General features: G+C 67.1%; 15 protein-coding genes. 10 read left to right on the top strand and 5 right to left on the bottom strand.

Features of this window, described 5'->3' with window-relative positions; genetic code table 11:
- Positions 1-40: 40 nt before the first annotated feature.
- On the top strand, positions 41-604 hold the full coding sequence (locus LQ144_RS06950; RefSeq protein ID WP_230117844.1) for a hypothetical protein: 564 nt from the start codon (positions 41-43) through the stop codon (positions 602-604).
- 176 nt (positions 605-780) lie between these two features.
- On the opposite strand, the gene LQ144_RS06955 is transcribed toward LQ144_RS06950, so the two are convergent.
- The gene (locus tag LQ144_RS06955; RefSeq protein WP_230117845.1) at positions 781-2,136 is read right to left on the bottom strand and encodes a solute carrier family 23 protein; all 1,356 of its coding nucleotides are present in this window, start codon (positions 2,134-2,136) and stop codon (positions 781-783) included.
- Between the two features lie 235 nt (positions 2,137-2,371).
- Between LQ144_RS06955 and LQ144_RS06960 the strand changes: the two genes are divergently transcribed.
- Together LQ144_RS06960 and LQ144_RS06965 are read left to right on the top strand one after the other, a co-directional pair.
- Positions 2,372-2,977 carry a malonic semialdehyde reductase gene (locus LQ144_RS06960; RefSeq protein ID WP_230117846.1) on the top strand — a complete coding sequence of 202 codons (606 nt, stop codon included), beginning with the start codon at positions 2,372-2,374 and terminating at the stop codon, positions 2,975-2,977.
- A gap of 261 nt (positions 2,978-3,238) precedes the next feature.
- The gene (locus tag LQ144_RS06965) at positions 3,239-3,721 is read left to right on the top strand and encodes a 2'-5' RNA ligase family protein (protein ID WP_230117847.1); all 483 of its coding nucleotides are present in this window, start codon (positions 3,239-3,241) and stop codon (positions 3,719-3,721) included.
- Here LQ144_RS06965 and pgm read toward each other — a convergent pair.
- Positions 3,711-5,360, bottom strand: coding sequence for a phosphoglucomutase (alpha-D-glucose-1,6-bisphosphate-dependent) (gene pgm, locus LQ144_RS06970; RefSeq protein WP_230117848.1), 1,650 nt, complete (start codon positions 5,358-5,360; stop codon positions 3,711-3,713). The genes LQ144_RS06965 and pgm overlap by 11 nt on opposite strands.
- A 332-nt stretch (positions 5,361-5,692) precedes the next feature.
- Between pgm and LQ144_RS06975 the strand changes: the two genes are divergently transcribed.
- Together LQ144_RS06975 and LQ144_RS06980 are read left to right on the top strand one after the other, a co-directional pair.
- Positions 5,693-6,661, top strand: coding sequence for an NERD domain-containing protein (locus LQ144_RS06975; RefSeq protein ID WP_230117849.1), 969 nt, complete (start codon positions 5,693-5,695; stop codon positions 6,659-6,661).
- 88 nt (positions 6,662-6,749) lie between these two features.
- Positions 6,750-7,289, top strand: a complete 540-nt coding sequence (locus LQ144_RS06980) for a DUF4190 domain-containing protein (RefSeq protein ID WP_230117850.1) — start codon at positions 6,750-6,752, stop codon at positions 7,287-7,289.
- A 97-nt stretch (positions 7,290-7,386) separates the two neighbouring features.
- Here LQ144_RS06980 and LQ144_RS06985 read toward each other — a convergent pair whose 3' ends face one another.
- Positions 7,387-8,835, bottom strand: coding sequence for an amidase (locus LQ144_RS06985; protein WP_230117851.1), 1,449 nt, complete (start codon positions 8,833-8,835; stop codon positions 7,387-7,389).
- Between the two features lie 188 nt (positions 8,836-9,023).
- Between LQ144_RS06985 and LQ144_RS06990 the strand changes: the two genes are divergently transcribed.
- From LQ144_RS06990 to LQ144_RS07000, 3 genes are all read left to right on the top strand, one after another.
- Positions 9,024-9,350 carry a rhodanese-like domain-containing protein gene (locus tag LQ144_RS06990; RefSeq protein WP_230117852.1) on the top strand — a complete coding sequence of 109 codons (327 nt, stop codon included), beginning with the start codon at positions 9,024-9,026 and terminating at the stop codon, positions 9,348-9,350.
- Between the two features lie 50 nt (positions 9,351-9,400).
- Positions 9,401-10,381, top strand: coding sequence for a prephenate dehydratase (gene pheA / locus LQ144_RS06995; RefSeq protein ID WP_230117853.1), 981 nt, complete (start codon positions 9,401-9,403; stop codon positions 10,379-10,381).
- Positions 10,382-10,474: 93 nt separating this feature from the next.
- Positions 10,475-10,693, top strand: coding sequence for a hypothetical protein (locus LQ144_RS07000; RefSeq protein WP_230117854.1), 219 nt, complete (start codon positions 10,475-10,477; stop codon positions 10,691-10,693).
- Here LQ144_RS07000 and LQ144_RS07005 read toward each other — a convergent pair.
- Positions 10,690-11,772: a diacylglycerol kinase family protein gene (locus LQ144_RS07005; protein WP_230117855.1), complete on the bottom strand. Its 1,083-nt coding sequence runs from the start codon at positions 11,770-11,772 to the stop codon at positions 10,690-10,692. The genes LQ144_RS07000 and LQ144_RS07005 overlap by 4 nt on opposite strands.
- 136 nt (positions 11,773-11,908) lie before the next feature.
- On the opposite strand from LQ144_RS07005, the gene serS reads away from it, so the two are divergent.
- The gene (gene serS / locus LQ144_RS07010; protein ID WP_230117856.1) at positions 11,909-13,189 is read left to right on the top strand and encodes a serine--tRNA ligase; all 1,281 of its coding nucleotides are present in this window, start codon (positions 11,909-11,911) and stop codon (positions 13,187-13,189) included.
- Positions 13,190-13,313: 124 nt separating this feature from the next.
- Entirely contained in the window at positions 13,314-14,159 is an 846-nt protein-coding gene (locus LQ144_RS07015) for an HAD family hydrolase (protein ID WP_230117857.1), read from the top strand.
- A gap of 54 nt (positions 14,160-14,213) precedes the next feature.
- Here LQ144_RS07015 and LQ144_RS07020 read toward each other — a convergent pair whose 3' ends face one another.
- Positions 14,214-16,547 (bottom strand): LuxR C-terminal-related transcriptional regulator, encoded by a 2,334-nt coding sequence (locus tag LQ144_RS07020; RefSeq protein WP_230117858.1) that lies wholly within the window; start codon positions 16,545-16,547, stop codon positions 14,214-14,216.
- Positions 16,548-16,572 lie beyond the last annotated feature (25 nt).

The following is a 16,572-nucleotide window of genomic DNA, read 5'->3' on the forward strand; positions in this document are numbered from 1 at the left end:
CCACGTTTTCCAGCAATTTCCAGCCAATCAGGAGGAACACATGAGCCAGGACAACCAGCACGCCGCCCCTGAAGAGGAAGCGGGAGGCTACGGCACGCCCACCGTTGAGCAGGAGGTGGGCGGAAAGCAGTTTGCCCAGCCCCGCGAGGAGGAGGATTTTGACGCAGCAGGCCTGAACCAGAACAGCCCGGACGGCGAGACCTTCGGCACAGGTACGCCGAACCTCAGCCACTTTGCCGAAGAAGATCAGGACAGCGCGGGTGAACCCGGTGCCGGCCGCTTCGGCGGGACAGACGAGCAGCTCCATGCCGAGGGTGATGCCAGCGGAGCCGGCTTCGATACCGTCCCCGGTGAGTCCCCGATTCCCCGAGACGCCGATGCCTCGCCGAGCGCCGGGGCTGAAACAGCCGACGCGCGTGCAGGAGACGAAGCGGTACCGTCAGCGGACGCCGAGATCGATGAGGGCAACGCGGACGCCCAGGGCTCAGACCAGTTCTCTTCGGAGCCGGACCAGGACGCCGCCGGCCTGCCGGACGGCAGCGGCAACGATCTGCCGAAGGAAAAGTCCCCGAACGACGATGACGAGACGTTCGACGCCGGGTAGCAGCCCAGTTCTTCAGGTGCCGGCGCCGCACTCCTGCACCACCTTGCCGGCGGAAAACACTTGGCGCCCCTGATTTTCAGGGGCGCCAAGTGGCCTGCGGGCTCAAAACGGTGCAAATATGCTCCGGACATTCCTCGGGCGTGGCACATGCGCCCGTGAGAAGACAGGCCCGGGGCCTAGCGCTTCTTCGGTGACCGCTTCGCCGCCGCGTTGATGGCTGCCTTCGCGGCCGGGGGAAGTCCGGACGGCCCCTCGGTCTCCGGTTCGGCCGCGGTGCCCCGGGCCTTCGCGATGGCCTTCATGCCGTGGTAGATCACCAGAGCCGCGGCGGAGCCCAGCGCAATGCCGGTGAACTTGAGGTCCCCGATGGTCCACGTGTAATCGGCGATGCCGATGATGAGCGCGACGGCGGCGGTGGTCAGGTTCACCGGGTTGGAGAAGTTGACCTTGTTCTGGACCCAGATCTTCACGCCCAGGATGCCGATCATGCCGTAGAGCATGGTGGCGGCGCCGCCCAGCACACCCGGCGGAACCGTGGCGATCAGCTCGCCGAACTTGGGCGAGAAGCTCAGGAGGATCGCGAAGATACCCGCCACCCAGTACGCCGCGGTGGAGTAGACCTTGGTGGCCGCCATGACGCCGATGTTCTCGGCATAGGTGGTGGTACCCGATCCGCCGCCGAAGCCTGCCAGTACGGTGGCCGCTCCGTCGGCCATCAGTGCGCGGCCGGAGACGCCATCCAGGTTCTGCCCGGTCATGGCGGACACGGACTTTACGTGCCCGATGTTCTCGGCCACCAGCACCAGCACCACCGGAACGAAGAGGCCCACGACGCCCAGGTGGAACTCCGGCGTCTGGAAATGGGGCAGGCCGACCCAGGCCGCGGCGTCCATCTTGGAGTAGTCCACCTCGCCGCGGACCATGGCCGCGAGGTAGCCCACCACCACGCCCACGAGAATGCTAAGCCGGCCGACGATCCCGCGGAACAGGACGCTCACCAGGATGATTGTCACGAGCGTGATCAGCGCGGTCACGGGGGCTAGGTCGAAGTTGTTCTTGGCCGCGGGCGCCAGGTTGAGGCCGATCAGCGCCACGATGGCGCCGGTGACGATCGGCGGCATAAGCCTGTTGATCCAGCCCGCACCGAACTTCTGCACGATGGCACCGATCACGGCAAGCCCGGCTCCCGCCAGCACCACCCCGCCCAGGGCGCCGGGGACGCCGTACTGCTGCTGGGAGGCCATGATGGGTGCGATAAAAGCGAAGCTGGAGCCGAGGTAGCTGGGCACGCGGCCCCGGGTGATCACCAGGAACAGGAGCGTGCCGATGCCGGAAAAGAACAGGGTTGTGGCCGGGGGCATTCCGGTGATGATGGGCACCAGGAACGTGGCGCCGAACATGGCCACCACATGCTGCATGCCCACGCCGATGGTGATTGGCCAGGTGAGCCGTTCCCCGGGGGCGACCACTTCGCCTGGGCGGACCGCTTTTCCGTTGCCGTGCAGCTTCCATTTGGTTCCGAGCATGCTCATTGCCGGGGGCCTTTCAGAGGGATAGCCCGCGGGTTGGGGGCTGGGATCTTCCGGTGCAACAATACCGCGCCAGGCCCGGGCGCCAAGAGGGTTCCAGCGGGCGGATGTGCCCAAGCTCACGTCCCGTAACCGGCCGTCACGGGAAGAGGGCTGCTCCCGGCACGGTTGTAACCATGGAAAGCAGGAGTGCACCGCCACGCCCAGCAGGGACGGCGGCAAAGCTAAAGGGAACTGAATGACAATCGCCCATGAAGAAGCCGTGATCGATTCCGCAGCCGTGGACGCGATTTTCGCTGAAGCCCGCACGGCCAACGCCTTCACCGGTGAGGTCACCGAGCAGCAGGCCCGCGCCATCTATGAACTGACCAAGTTTGGTCCCACCGCGTTTAACTCCCAGCCACTGCGCGTCACGTACGTGCGCTCGGACGAGGCCCGCGCCAAGCTCGTGGACTTCCTCTCCGCCGGGAACCGCGCCAAGACGGCCTCCGCGCCGCTCGTTGCGGTCCTCAGCTACGACACCTCGTGGCAGGAGCAGTGGGACAATTTCCTTCCGGGGTACAACGCCCCCAAGGCCATGTACGACGCGTCCCCGGACCTCGCAACGTCCACAGGCAACAACAACGCGCACCTGCAGGCGGGCTACTTCATCCTCGCCGTGCGTTCCCTCGGCTTCGCCGCAGGCCCCATGACGGGCGCGGACTTCACCGCGATCGACGCCGAGTTCTTCCCCGCCGGTGACCAGAAGAGCTTCCTCGTGGTCAACATCGGCCGGCCCGGAGCTGACGCCTGGGGCGAGGCCAAGCCCAAGTTCGCCTACGAGCACGTCGTCCGCACCGTCTGATCCGCCCGTCAAGGCTTCGCCCGCGCAAGCTTTCGCCCGGTGCGAGCCTTCGCCTGGTCCAAGCCTTCGCCCGGTCCAGGCTTCGAAGCGACCAGGCGGACAGCCTCAGGACGCGCGATTGCCTCCGGCAACATGGGGGACATTCCGGAGGCAATCGGGGCAGTATTTCTGCAGCTTAGAGCTGCAAGGCATGCATCCGGGCCTACCCCAAGTTTAGTCCTGTTCCCTGGTTGAGAGCATCCCCGGTGGCACACTTGGGGTATGCGGAACCTCATCATGGTGGCGTTCATTGAGCCGGCCTCGGAGGGGCAGGAGTTCCTGCGCACCGACTGGCCGCTGCACATCACGCTGGTGCGTTTCAATGTTACGGACGACGGCGGCACGGCCCGGTTCGCGTCGCTCGCCGAGGTGCCGGCCAAGCAGGCGCTGGGCTCAGTGCTGTCCATCGGCGGGGACCACCACTTCGGGCATCAAGGCTCCGTACCCGTCAGCCTGGTTAAGGATGACCCCGCGCTGCAGGCGTTGCACGAATCCCTGGTGCAGGCGGTGGAGCAGCTTTCCGGCCGTGTCGCGAGCCCGCACCACACCCGGCGGCTCTTCCGCCCGCATGTGTCCCACCACGGTGAGCAACGCGTGAACCCGGGCGACGCCGTCGTGCTTGACCACATTGCACTCGTGGACATGGCGCCGGATGGTGACCGCACCATCCGGCGCATCCTCAAGCTGTGGGAGCTTAGGAAATAACCCCGTCCACCAGGGCCTTGGCTTCCGCCTGGACCTGCTTCAGGTGGTCGGCGCCCTTGAAGGACTCAGCGTAGATCTTGTACACGTCCTCGGTGCCGGAGGGGCGGGCGGCGAACCAGGCGTTCTCCGTGACCACCTTCAGGCCACCGATGGAAGCTCCGTTGCCCGGCGCCTCCGTCAGTTTCGCGGTGATCGTCTCGCCGGCCAGGTCGGTGGCCGTGACATCCGACGACGACAGCTTCCCGAGCGCCGCCTTCTGTTCCCGCGTTGCAGCGGCGTCGATGCGGGCGTACACGGGTGCACCAAACTGGTCGGTGAGGCCCTTGTAGAGCTCCGACGGGGACTTCCCGGTGACCGCGGTGATCTCCGAAGCGAGCAGGGCCAGCAGGATGCCGTCCTTGTCCGTGGTCCAGACGCTGCCGTCCATCTTGTTGAACGAAGCGCCGGCAGATTCCTCGCCGCCGAACGCGCCTTCGCCGGACAGCAGGCCCGGCACGAACCATTTGAAGCCCACCGGCACCTCGACCAGCTTGCGGCCCAGGCTTCCGGCGACGCGGTCGATGATGGAGGACGACACGAGTGTCTTCCCGATCACGGACTCCGGGTTCCAGCCTGTGCGGTGGCGGTAGAGGTAGTCGATCGCGACGGCGAGGTAGTGGTTCGGGTTCATCAGCCCGCCATCGGGTGTCACGATGCCGTGGCGGTCCGCGTCGGCGTCGTTTCCGGTGGCGACGTCGTAGTTCGCCCCTTCGGACATCCGGTTGATGAGCGAGGCCATGGCGGACGGCGAGGAGCAGTCCATGCGGATCTTCTCGTCCCAGTCCAGCGTCATGAAGGCCCACTGCGGGTCCACGGTGGGGTTGACCACGGTGAGGTTCAGGTGGTGCCGTTCGCCGATCTCGCCCCAGTAGTCCACGGAGGCGCCACCCATGGGGTCCGCACCGATCCGGACGCCGGCCTCGCGGATGGCGTTCAGGTCCAGGACCGACGGAAGATCGTCAACGTAGCTGCTGAGGAAGTCGAACTTGCCCGTGGTCTCGGCCTCGAGAGCTTCAGCCACCGGAATCCGCTTCACGCCGCGAAGACCGTTCTCCAGCAGTTCATTGGCCCGGTTGGCGATCCAGCCGGTGGCGTCGGTGTCCGCAGGTCCGCCATGCGGAGGGTTGTATTTGAAGCCGCCGTCACCGGGCGGGTTGTGGCTGGGCGTGACCACAATGCCGTCCGCCTGCGGAGCGCCGGCCGGGGCGTTCCTGTTGTAGGTCAGGATGGCGTGGCTCAGGGCCGGGGTGGGGGTGTAGCCGTGGCGGGCGTCGATGAGGACCTTCACGCCGTTGGCGGCAAGAACTTCCAGGGCGGAATTCTGCGCCGGTTCGCTGAGCCCGTGGGTGTCTTTGGCCAGGAAGAGCGGACCGGTGATGCCCTGCCCTGCCCGGTATTCCACGATGGCCTGGGTGATGGCCACGATGTGAGCCTCATTAAAGGACGCCTTCAGGCTGGACCCGCGGTGCCCGGAGGTTCCGAACGCCACACGCTGCCCGGGATCACCCAGGTCAGGCGTGACGTCGTAGTACGCATCGAGAAGAGCGGTCAGGTCAACAAGGTCTTGGGATTGGGCAACTGTACCCGCGCGGCTAGCCATGGGACCAGCATGCCAGACGTGGCCGGAACGCAACACGAGTTGTCCGTAATCCGGTCCCTATGACGCCGAATTTCAGGAAATAGTGCGGCTAGTTGGAAATCGACATGGAAAAACTGAGTACTCACCGCCAAAAGTACCTATATACCGGCTGTTTATGCGGCTGCTACCTTCAAAAAAGAATGACGACGGCGGTCGCTGCCGCCGGCCGGAAAAGATAACGGGCGGCGTGCAAAAGGAGCACGTCACGGAACGGGTCCCCGATTGGCTGTGCCTCAACGGGTCGACGATCCGAACAGTGACGCTCTGAATGGTAATGAATGGGGGTGTGGGCAATGGGGGCTGCAGATGGGGCATTCGAACAGTCGCGGTTGTCGCCGGAACGGATTGCGCGGCTGAAACGCGACCTTGACCGGGCGGAGCACGCCGCTGCCGGCTACCAGCAGCTGGTGGCAGGCACGCTCGGCCTGCTGCTGCCCCACGGCTGGTTTCTCCTGCACGATGTCCACTGGCCCGGCCGCCCCTTGGCCAGGCTGGATCACGTACTGGTGGGGCCCGGCGGGGTGGTGGTCATCAGCTCCAAGAGCTGGAATGGCCACGTTGAGGTCCGGGACGGAGTGCTGCGGCAGAACGGCTATGCCCGGCACCCTGTTATAGAAGTGGCGCTGGGGCAGGCCGCTGCCGTGGCCGCCCTTCTTCCGGCGAACCGGCGCAGGTTCGTGCGCTCCATGGTCTGCATGGCGGCGCAGCACGAAGTTTCCGGAAATACCGCCTGCGGGGTGGAAGTGCATGGGACCGACCGGCTGGTGGCGGCGGTGGCAGCATTACCCCGGGTGCTTGACTCGGAGTCCGTGATCGGACTGTATGCCCAGCTCGGCCAGCTCCTCACGCAGCCGCAGGTCCCGGAGGGGCCGGGCACCATGGCGCGGCCTGCCCGCGCCATGGTCCAGGAAGGGTTGAGGGCGCCGGCTCCCCGGCAAGCGACTACACAGCCTCCAACTGTTGGATCATCCGCCACTGCGATATCCCAGGCATCACGCCCGGCTGCCCCTGGTCCGAGCGGCCGATGTCCTCCGGTTGTCCCTCACCACGCAATCCCCTCCTCCCGGGTCCAGTATCCCGCTGGCCGGGGGCAGGCTGGCCGGCACTCCGGCGTCCGGAACGGCTTTCCTCAGCCGGGGCGGCGCCGTTCCCCCGGCACCCGTGTGGCGCGGTACATGGGAGGGGCGTTGATTGCAGGCTTTCTCTTATCAGCACTCCTTCTGCCGCCCCTTTGGGTCGTCTGGGAGATTTTGCCCCGCTAAAGTCACCGATGGTGATTGACGGGTTGCCCGTGCCATTGCCCGGGGCGGCTGTACTGTTTTGCTTAGGACACTTTCAGAGGGGATCCCCATGACAGAGCAGCGCCCCAACGGAACGGGCGGCGACCCAACGCCGGATGGCTACCAGCCGCCGTCGTATATTCCGCCGCAGGGTTCGGACATTCCGGCGCCCCCGCTGTACACGCCGCCGCTCTATGGCCAGGAATTCGGCCAGGGACGGGGCGGGTCAGGCTACGACGGCGGCCCGTACGGCCGCCCCTACGCCCAGCCGGGGAGCCCCTACGGCAACCAGGGTAGCCCCTATGGCCAGCAGTACGCCGGCCCCTACGGCCAGCCCCACTACGGGATGCCGGCTGAACCGAAAACGCTGAGCATCGCCAGCCTGTGCTGCGGCATCGCAGTCTTCGTCGGTTTTGGGTTCGTCATCCTGCCGCAGATTGCGGCGGTCATCCTGGGGCACATGGCCCTGCGGCGTGAACCGTCGGGACGCGGTCTCGCCCTAGCCGGTCTGGTGATGGGATACGTCGGCCTGGCCCTCACGGTGCTGGCCATTATCAGCCTCGCGCTCCTGTTCAGCGTCGCAGCCACCAACTCGTACAGCACCATCTGAGGAGCGGCCCGGGGAACGGGAAGCAACCCGTCAATCTGTCAGCGGCCGGACCAGTCGCCCGCCGTTACGCCAGCTGCGCCTCATGCCCCAGCTGCGCCTAATACCCCAGCTGGGCCGCGACCTGCAGGAGCAGCGCTTCGGATCCCATCGGGCCGATCAGCTGAATGCCCATGGGAAGTCCCGCGTCCGCGCTGCCACCGCCGGTCCAGTGCACCGGGATGCTGACGGCGGGCAGGCCGCAGACGTTCACCATGGAGGACCACGGGGCGAATTCGCACTGCTTCCGGTAGTCGCCGTCGGCGTCGCCCGCCCATTCCGACGCCGGCCAGTGGCCGTCCCCGTGGGCCGAGCCCGTGAACCAGCCCACCGGCCGCGGCGTTTGGGCGAGTGACGGCGTCAGGATCAGGTCCCATTCGGCGTACTGCGCCAGGGTGTCCCGTTGGAACTGGCGCAGGAAGGCGAGGGATTCGTTCAGTTTCGCTGCGCTGCGCTGCTGTGCCCGGCGCCGGAAGGTTCGCGTGAGCGGGGCCAGCAAAGCCTCGCGCTGCGGTGCTATCCGGGCCGCTCCGACGCCGGCCGTCCAGGCCGTGGTGAAGGCGTCCGGATAACGGTTGTCGTAGCGGATGGCGGTCTCGACGACGTCGTGCCCGGCGTCTGTCAGCAGCCGGGCGCCAGCTGCCAGGGCATCGAGCGCTTCGGGTTCCGGGGTGAACGGGAAGATGGCGGACCACGGGCTGTCCAGGCTCACACCGATCCGCAGCTTGGGCGGTGCGGCCTTGACGGCTTCCAGGTAGCGGGCGCCGCCCGGTGCCGCGTTCACCGCACTGCCCTCAGGACCCTCCGCAGCCAGCGCGTCGAGCATGAGCGCCGCGTCCGCGGCGGAGCGCGCCAGCGGTCCTGAAACCACCAGCCCGGCGGGATCGCCGCTGCTTTCCCCCGCCGGAACCAGTCCGCGGCCGGGTTTGAGTCCCACTAAGCCGCACGCGGCAGCAGGAATCCTGACAGACCCGCCGCCGTCGGACCCCGGCGCGAACGGCAGCAGTTTGGCTGCCACCGCGGCGGCACTTCCGCCGGATGAACCGCCCGAGCTGCGGCTCAGCGCGTGCGGATTGCGCGACGGCGGGGCGATGAGGTTCTCGCTGTAGGCCGTCAGCCCGAATTCCGGAACCTGCGTCTTGCCAAGTGAGATGGCCCCGGCACCCTTTAGTGCCGCGGCGAGGGCGCCGTCGACGGGAGCCGGGCGGCGGTCCAGGGCTGCGCTGCCGTGCGTTGTGACCACGCCGGCCACGTCGGTCAGGTCCTTGAACGCCAGCGGAACACCATGGAGCGGGGGCAGCTGCTCGCGGGGAAGGCGGGCTTGCAGCTCATCGGCCGCGGCGGCATCGGCCAGGGCCATGTCCGCGGTGACCGTGATGAACGCGCCCAGCCGGGGATTCGCGGCCTCGATCCGCCGGAGGAAGTGGGCTGTTGCCTCTCGCGCGGAGAGCTCCCCGGACCGCAGTTCGTCCCTGAGCAGCACCGCTGAGAGGTCGTGGATCTCACTCAAGGCGGCGCATCCTCCCGGGCGCGGGCAACGCCCTGTCGCCGGACACGTCGCGGGCCGCGGGAGTGCCGGCTGGCAGGGCTGTTGTCCTTTGCATGATCCAAGAAGCGTAACGTGCCGCCCGTGGGCCGCGGGGCTGCCCGCTGGCGATACGCTGGTGCTGAGAGCTTGCAGCCGAGGAGAGGACTCCCATGAGCGACTTCGATACCGTCACCGTCAACGAGGTTCCCGCGGACGCCACCATTCTAGATGTGCGCGAAGACTACGAGTGGGTGGCCGGCCACGCCGAAGGCGCGGTGCACATCCCCCTGGACCAGCTGCCCGGCCGCATCGATGACCTGGACCCGGACCAGGACCTCTACGTCATCTGCCGCACTGGCGGACGGTCATTCCGGGCCGCCCAGTGGCTGGTCGGCCAAGGCTACTCGGCCCTCAATGTCGCAGGCGGCATGGACCAGTGGCTCGAGTCCGGCAAGCAGCTGGTCTCGGACAATGGGCTCAAGCCCGTGGTTCTCTGACCCGCTCGGCCACCGCTGCCCTTCCCCTATATAACTCGTAAGGAATACTGATGTCTGCCTCACGTCCCACCTATACCTTCCTTGGCCCCGAGGGCACGTTCACGGAGGCGGCGCTGATGCAGGTCCCGGACGCGGCAGACGCCATCCGGGTTCCGTCGTCCAACGTGAACACCGCGCTGGACAAGGTGCGCGACGGATCTGCTGACGCTGCAATGGTCCCTATCGAGAACTCCGTCGAGGGCGGCGTTACGGCCACCCTCGATGCCATCGCCACGGGACAGGAACTCCGGATCATCCGCGAGGCGCTTGTTCCCATCAGCTTTGTCCTCGTGGCGAGGCCCGGCACGGACATTTCTCAGATCCGGCGCGTCTCCACCCACGGCCACGCCTGGGCCCAGTGCAGGCTGTGGATGGATGCGCATATCCCTGGTGCTGAATACATTCCGGGCTCTTCCACTGCCGCCGCGGCGATGGGCCTCCTGGAGGATGACGCCCACTACGATGCCGCCATCTGCGCTCCCATTGTTGCCGCGGAACAGCCGGGGCTCCACGTGCTGGCCGAGAACATCGGCGACAACCCCGGTGCTGTGACGCGCTTTGTTCTCGTAGGGCGTCCCGGCGTTCTTCCAGCCCGGACCGGCGCGGATAAGACCACCGTGGTAGTTCCGCTGCCTGAAGACCGTCCCGGTGCCCTTATGGAGATCCTGGACCAGTTCGCCACCCGCGGGGTGAACCTGAGTCGGATCGAATCCCGGCCCACCGGGCAGTACCTTGGCCACTATTTCTTCAGCATCGACGCCGACGGCCATGTGGCGGACGCGCGGGTCGCAGACGCACTTGCCGGGCTGCACCGCATCAGCCCCGCCACGAGGTTCCTCGGCTCCTACGGGCGCGCGGATGCGCAAAGCCCGGTGGTGGCGCCACATACTTCCGACGAAGCATTCCAGGCTGCGCATGCGTGGGTCGGAGATATTCTCGCGGCGGACTCGCTGGGCTCCGAAATGACCGTAAATGCTTCGCCCACAGCGTAGACAAATGCCCCTGACGGCACTTCCCTGCCCCTAGGACTGTGCGTATGCTTGCCTGATCAACAAGGGGGGCGGCCCCAACGAAGGGAGCGGGTCATGTCAGATAGTGCCAGCGCCGACAACGACGGCCAGGGAATGATCGTCAATCCCAAGCCGACCGCTGAAAACCAGGACTGGGACGGGGACGACGCCGACCGGGCGGACCGCCTGCGCTTCGAAGAGGAACAGGCCATGATCCGCGAGCAGTCCGAGGCCCGTGCAGCCGCCAAGGCCGCCGAGGCCGCCAAGCATGCTGGAACCGCCAAGTCCGCCTAGGCCTGGCTGCCGCCCGTGCCAATGCCGGGCATGGCCCTGACCCGGATCAGCAGGGATCCGGGATCCACCTGAACCGTGACTTTAGTGGCTTCTCCGGAGGTGTCGCCGTCCAGTTGTGTGGGCATGGGCTCCGGGCATCTGATGACCACCTTCCCGGAGCGGTAGACGCTCATCACGGGCAGGTGCCGCTTGTGCTTGAACAGAATCTTCGTGTACATCGCCAGCCAGCCCACGGCGCTTCGCGGGCTCATCACGACGACGTCCAGCATTCCGTCGTCGATCATGGCCTGGGGGATCAGGTCGATGCCGCCGGGTACGAGTCCGCAGTTGGCGAAGAGGACGCTGCGGATCTTGCGCATCTGTTCGGGCTGGTCGTCCAGCGAAATCGACACTTTCTTCCGGCGTCCGGGCATGTGCCGGACGCCTGCCTCGGTGTACGCCAGCCAGCCCACGGCACGCTTTAGCCCGGCATTCGTATCACCCACCACCTCGGCGTCCATACCGATGCCGGCGATAACCAGGAATGCATGGTTGGACGAAGCGCCGGTCGCCGAGTTCTCGATGTGCATCCGGGCCGTATCGATGTACCGCTGATGGCCGAAGAGGGCCGTCTGGACGTTGCCGTATAGGTCGTACAGGTCCACGTCCACATTGCGCGCCAGCAGGTTTCCCGTGCCGAGCGGGATCAGGCCCATCGCCACACCCGTGTGGGCGAGCGACTCAGCCACAACGCGGACGGTGCCGTCACCGCCGCCCACAAGGACGACATCGGCGCCGTAGTGGAGCGCTGCCTGCACCTGTGAGTGGCCGGGGTCATCCGCCGTCGTCTCAAAAAACCGTGGGGCCTCCCAGCCTGCCGCAAGGCAGGCGCGCTGGATGGCGGCGCGCGCCTCGGCCGACTTGGCCTTGATGGGGTTCAGAACCACGGCAACACGCTGGCGTTCCAGGCCGTGCGCATGGGTGTCTTCCCGCACGGCGCTGCGCGCATGCAGGGCCTTGAGGCTGCGCACGCCCCACCAGCTGGAGACGGCGAATGCCAGGGCCCCAGCGATCAGGACGTAGAGAAGCAAGTCGCTCATGGTGCTTCAACACTATCCCGCCAGGCACCGCTCCCAGTTCGGCGGGGCGTCCAGCAACGGGTCCGCAATCGGAGCCCCCGGCAATCGGGAACAGCGTCCGCGCCGGGCAGCCCGGCATATTCGATACTCTTGTCTGGTGATCGACGTAAAAGACCTCAGCGAAAATCCGGACAAGTACCGCGCCAGCCAGCGCGCCCGAGGTGCGGACGAAACCGTGGTGGACGCGATCATCGACGCGGATGCCGCGCGCCGGGCCGCGCTGATCAGCTTCGAAAACCTCCGCGCTGAACAGAATGTGTTCGGCAAGAAGGTGGCCCAGGCCAAGGGCGAGGAGAAGCAGGCACTGCTCTCTGAGGTCCGCGAGCTCGCCGGTGCCGTCAAGGCCGCCTCCGCCGAAGCCGACGCCGCGCAGGCCAAGCAGGAAGAGCTGCTGCGTACCATTCCCAACCTCATTGAAGACGGCGTGCCCGAAGGCGGCGAGGACGACTACATTGTGGTCAGGACCGTCGGCGCACCCCGCGAATTTCCCGACTTCGAGCCGCGCGACCACCTGGAGATCGGTGAGCTGATCGGCGCAATCGACATGGAGCGGGGCGCCAAGGTGTCCGGCTCGCGGTTCTACTTCCTGCGGGGCGTCGGCGCCAGGCTGGAGATGGCGCTGCTGCAGATGGCCATGGACCAGGCCATCGAGGCCGGCTTTGTCCCCATGATCACGCCCACATTGGTGCGTCCCGAGATCATGCAGGGCACCGGTTTTGATGTGAAGCACGACGCCGAGATCTACCGTCTCGCCGAAGACGACCTTTACCTGGTGGGAACCTCCGAGGTGGCGCTGGCCGGGTACCATGCCGACGAGATCCTGGACCTCACGGCGGGTCCCATCCGTTTCGCCGGCCAGAGCTCCTGCTACCGCCGCGAGGCCGGATCGCACGGCAAGGACACCCGCGGCATCATCCGCGTGCACCAGTTCAACAAAGTGGAGATGTTCATCTACACCACCGTTGAAGAGGCCGCCGCGGAACACGGGCGCCTGCTGGCCTGGGAAGAGGAGATGCTGGCCAAGTGCGAGCTCCCGTACCGCGTGATCGACACCGCCGCGGGCGACCTCGGCATGTCCGCGGCCCGCAAGTTCGACTGCGAAGCCTGGGTCCCCACCCAGGGCAACTACCGGGAGCTGACCTCCACCTCCAACTGCACGACATTCCAGGCCCGCCGCCTGAACATCCGCGAACGCGTGCTCAGCGAGGACGGCGCCCCCAAGGGCACCAGGGCTGTCGCCACGCTCAACGGCACGCTGGCCACCACCCGCTGGATAGTGGCCATCCTGGAGCACCACCAGAACCCGGACGGCTCAGTCAACGTGCCCGCGGCCCTGCAGAAGTACCTCGGCGGCCTCCAGGTCCTGCCTGTCCTCTAACCCCGCCGGCGACACCGGGTAAACACTCACACCGGGGAAAAGCTGTGAATATTTACCCGGTGTTCACACAGTGCTGTGGCCTGCGTCCTAGCGGGTGTCAGGGGTGTCTGCTGTACTAGGAGGCATGACTACAATGACTGAATCCTCAGCCGCTGGCATCGAAGACCAGCGAGAAACCCCGCAGAAACTCATGATCGCGCTGGACGTGGACGGCACCCTCGTTGACCACGACGGCCACATGTCCGCCCCTGTCCGCGAAGCCGCGCAGGCCGTGGTGGCAGCAGGCCATGAGGTCATGATCGCCACCGGCCGTTCGCTCAACGCCACCCTTCCGGTGATTGAGCAGATCGGCATCGACCGCGGCTACGCCGTCTGCTGCAACGGCGGCGTCACGCTGCGCCTGCATCCCGAGCTGACAGACGGCTACGAGATCATCCACAAGGCCACCTTCGACCCCGGCCCCGCGCTGCGCGCCCTCCGCAAGCGGCTCCCCTCGGCCAAATACGCCCTGGAGGTTGAGGACGGCAACTTCCTGTCCACTGAGCGGTTCCAGGATGCCAGCTTCGGAGTCGAGGCCATTGGCACCGACTTCCAGACCATGCTTGAGGCCACCGCGGTCCGCGTGGTGGTGTTCAGCGCCGAGAACACCCCGGAAGAGTTCAACGAGGCCATCCAGCACATCGGCCTCGCCGGCGTGACCTATTCGGTTGGCTGGACGGCCTGGCTGGACATAGCTGCAGCCGGAGTCACAAAGGCCAGCGCCCTCGAAAAGCTCCGCAGCAGCCTTGGCGTGGACGCCTCATGCACCGTGGCCATCGGCGACGGCCGCAATGACATCGAGATGCTCACCTGGGCGGGCCGCGGCGTTGCCATGGGCCAGGCCCCCGAGGAAGTGGCCGCCGCCGCGGATGAGGTCACCAAGTCCGTTTACGACGACGGCGCCGCCCACGTTCTGCGCAGTCTGCTGTAACGCCGGCTGCCACCGAGCAACTGGCACCGACGTTCGGCAAATGGCTGCGCCGGTTCAGTCAGGCCTCCTGCGCTCCGCCGCCCAGACAGCCAAGGCCGCGCGACTGTGCAGTCCCAACTTCGTCAGGGCATGCGCGACGTGGTTCTCGACGGTACGCGCCGAGAGCGAGAGCTGCGCCGCGATCGACACGTTGCCGAGACCTCGGCGCACAAGCTCGGCGATCTCGAGTTCGCGGGGCGTCAGTATGTCCGGCTGCAGCCCGCCGCCGACGGCCCGGAGCTCCGCCGCGGCCTCCGCGAATGAGAGCTTCTCCCCGGCTTCCCACGCGACCGCGAAGCTGTGCGGTCCGAGCAGCAGCTCCGCGGTCGACTGTACTTGGGCGAGGTCCGCAAGCGCGATCTCGTGGAACCTCCCCCCGGCCCCCTCCCGACGCGTGGTCGCGGCGGCCGCCCGCACCGCCGTCGTCGGGTCCCGCGTCACAGTCAGCGCCGCGAGGCGGGCGAGCGCGACGCCGCGGTAGGAAATGTCCCCCACTCGGGCGAAGGCGTCCACCCCTTCGAAAAGCCTGGCCCGGCCCACCACGGTGCGGCCCAGATTCGACTCGGCGAGGCCCAAGTAGGTGAGGATCTGACCTTGGGCCCAGAGGTCCCGCGCGTCGACGGCAAGGTCCACAGCCTCATGGAGGATGCCGATCGCCTCCTCGTCGCGACGGGCCCACACCGCCGCCATACCCAGCATGCCGACGGCCCTGCTCCGTCCGGCCGCATCGCCGAGCTTCGTATAGACATCCAGAGCCGCCCGGCACGACTCCACTGAACCCTCGGTGTCTTTGGCAAGACATCGGGCGATGGCCTGGTAGAAGAAGGCGGATCCTGCCCCTGCCGAATCCCGTTCGAGGATGGCGAGCGCCTCCGCAGCCAGCCGGTTCCCGGCCTCGGTCTCCTGCCGCGACGTGTGGCAGACGGAAGCGGTTACAAGCCCTTCGGCGCGCGCCTCATCAGCGATTGGATGACGTTCCAGAAGACCGATGGCCCGGGAGAGCCCTTCGTCCTGGGCATTGCGGAACCACAGCTCGCGCGTCGCGCCCATGAGCCGAAGGCCTTCGGCAGGTGCGGCGACGACCGCGAAGTCGAGAGCCGCCCGGAGATCGGGCAGGCGATCGACGGCTTGCCCGTTGCGTGAGCTCTCCATCACGCTCAATGGCCGGTCGGTACCGAACTCTGCCGCGATCCACGCTAGGTGGCGCCTCTGCACCCCCTCGAGCCGTCCGGCGTCGAGCCCCTCGCGAGCGAACTCGCGCAGGCTCTCGAGAAGGCGGAAGACCGTGTGGCCGGCACTGTCGACGGATGGCTGGAGCAGGGATCGGGCGACGAGGTCTTCTAGGTCCTCGAGTGACGCACCCGCGACGGCGGCCACCGCCCGTGCGTCGAACGGGCTCGCGAAGACGGCGCATGCCTCGAACGCAGCGCGCTCGCGCTCCCCCAGCGCGTCCACGCTTGTAGCGATGCAGGCCCGCAGGCTGCGATGGCGGGCCGGCCCTGTGGCAGATCCGGATCCAAGGGCACGCAGGCGGCGCTCGAGCAGCGGCAGCATCTCCGCCGGCGTCATGACGGACATGCGAGCGGCTGCCAACTCAACGGCCAGCGGCAGCCGGTCCAGGCGCGCGCACAGCTCCCGGGACGCGGAGCGGGACTCCATGGAGAACGAAAGCGACGGTCGCACCGCTAGCGCGCGCTCCCAGAAGAGAGTCTCGGCATCGTCGTCGAGCATGGGCCCCACCGGGACGATACGCTCGCCCGCGACGTGGAGGGGCTGTCGGGTCGTGACCAGGACGGTACATTCCACGGCCGCTTCGAGGAGCTCGGCCACGAGCGCAGCCGTCTCCTCAAGGACATGCTCGGTGTTGTCCAGCACGAGGAGCACCCGCTCTCCGCCGTCGAGCCACCACAGGATCGCGTCGAGGGCACCCTCCCTCTTGACGCCGCGAAGTCCCATGGCCTCTGCTACCGCGAGCGCCACCGGGGCGCCCTCGGGGATACGGGTGAGGTCGACGAATACCGGATGGCCAAAGCGGTCGCCGGCGGCGTGCACCGCGGCGAGGGCTATGCGTGTCTTCCCGACGCCACCGGGTCCGGCGAGCGTCACGAGGCGGCTCGACAGGAGAGCGTCGGTGACAGCGGCGAGTTCGGCAGTGCGACCAACGAAGCTGCTCCCAGACGCCGGGAGACGCCCGGGGACCCGCGTCTTGGGTGCCGTGGGGAGGGTTCTCCTGGCCATGCCATCAGTATCTGCGGGGCGAAGGAAGGGTGTCCAGCCCCCAAATGAGTAGGCACTTGAGTAGCCGCCCCGATGTCTCGGCCAGCCCTCGAAACCTAATATGAAGGGCATCAGGAAGGGCATACAGACCGAAAGG

This window comes from Arthrobacter sp. Bi83 (genome assembly GCF_918698095.1).
Classification (GTDB): domain Bacteria; phylum Actinomycetota; class Actinomycetes; order Actinomycetales; family Micrococcaceae; genus Arthrobacter.

Bases quoted from the DNA above. Each gene is read 5' to 3' on its own strand.
- LQ144_RS06950 (WP_230117844.1), top strand. From the start codon at position 41: ATGAGCCAGGACAACCAGCACGCCGCCCCTGAAGAGGAAGCGGGAGGC.
- LQ144_RS06955 (WP_230117845.1), bottom strand. From the start codon at position 2,136: ATGAGCATGCTCGGAACCAAATGGAAGCTGCACGGCAACGGAAAAGCG.
- LQ144_RS06960 (WP_230117846.1), top strand. From the start codon at position 2,372: ATGACAATCGCCCATGAAGAAGCCGTGATCGATTCCGCAGCCGTGGAC.
- LQ144_RS06965 (WP_230117847.1), top strand. From the start codon at position 3,239: ATGCGGAACCTCATCATGGTGGCGTTCATTGAGCCGGCCTCGGAGGGG.
- pgm (WP_230117848.1), bottom strand. From the start codon at position 5,360: ATGGCTAGCCGCGCGGGTACAGTTGCCCAATCCCAAGACCTTGTTGAC.
- LQ144_RS06975 (WP_230117849.1), top strand. From the start codon at position 5,693: ATGGGGGCTGCAGATGGGGCATTCGAACAGTCGCGGTTGTCGCCGGAA.
- LQ144_RS06980 (WP_230117850.1), top strand. From the start codon at position 6,750: ATGACAGAGCAGCGCCCCAACGGAACGGGCGGCGACCCAACGCCGGAT.
- LQ144_RS06990 (WP_230117852.1), top strand. From the start codon at position 9,024: ATGAGCGACTTCGATACCGTCACCGTCAACGAGGTTCCCGCGGACGCC.
- pheA (WP_230117853.1), top strand. From the start codon at position 9,401: ATGTCTGCCTCACGTCCCACCTATACCTTCCTTGGCCCCGAGGGCACG.
- LQ144_RS07000 (WP_230117854.1), top strand. From the start codon at position 10,475: ATGTCAGATAGTGCCAGCGCCGACAACGACGGCCAGGGAATGATCGTC.
- LQ144_RS07005 (WP_230117855.1), bottom strand. From the start codon at position 11,772: ATGAGCGACTTGCTTCTCTACGTCCTGATCGCTGGGGCCCTGGCATTC.
- LQ144_RS07015 (WP_230117857.1), top strand. From the start codon at position 13,314: ATGACTACAATGACTGAATCCTCAGCCGCTGGCATCGAAGACCAGCGA.
- LQ144_RS07020 (WP_230117858.1), bottom strand. From the start codon at position 16,547: ATGCCCTTCATATTAGGTTTCGAGGGCTGGCCGAGACATCGGGGCGGC.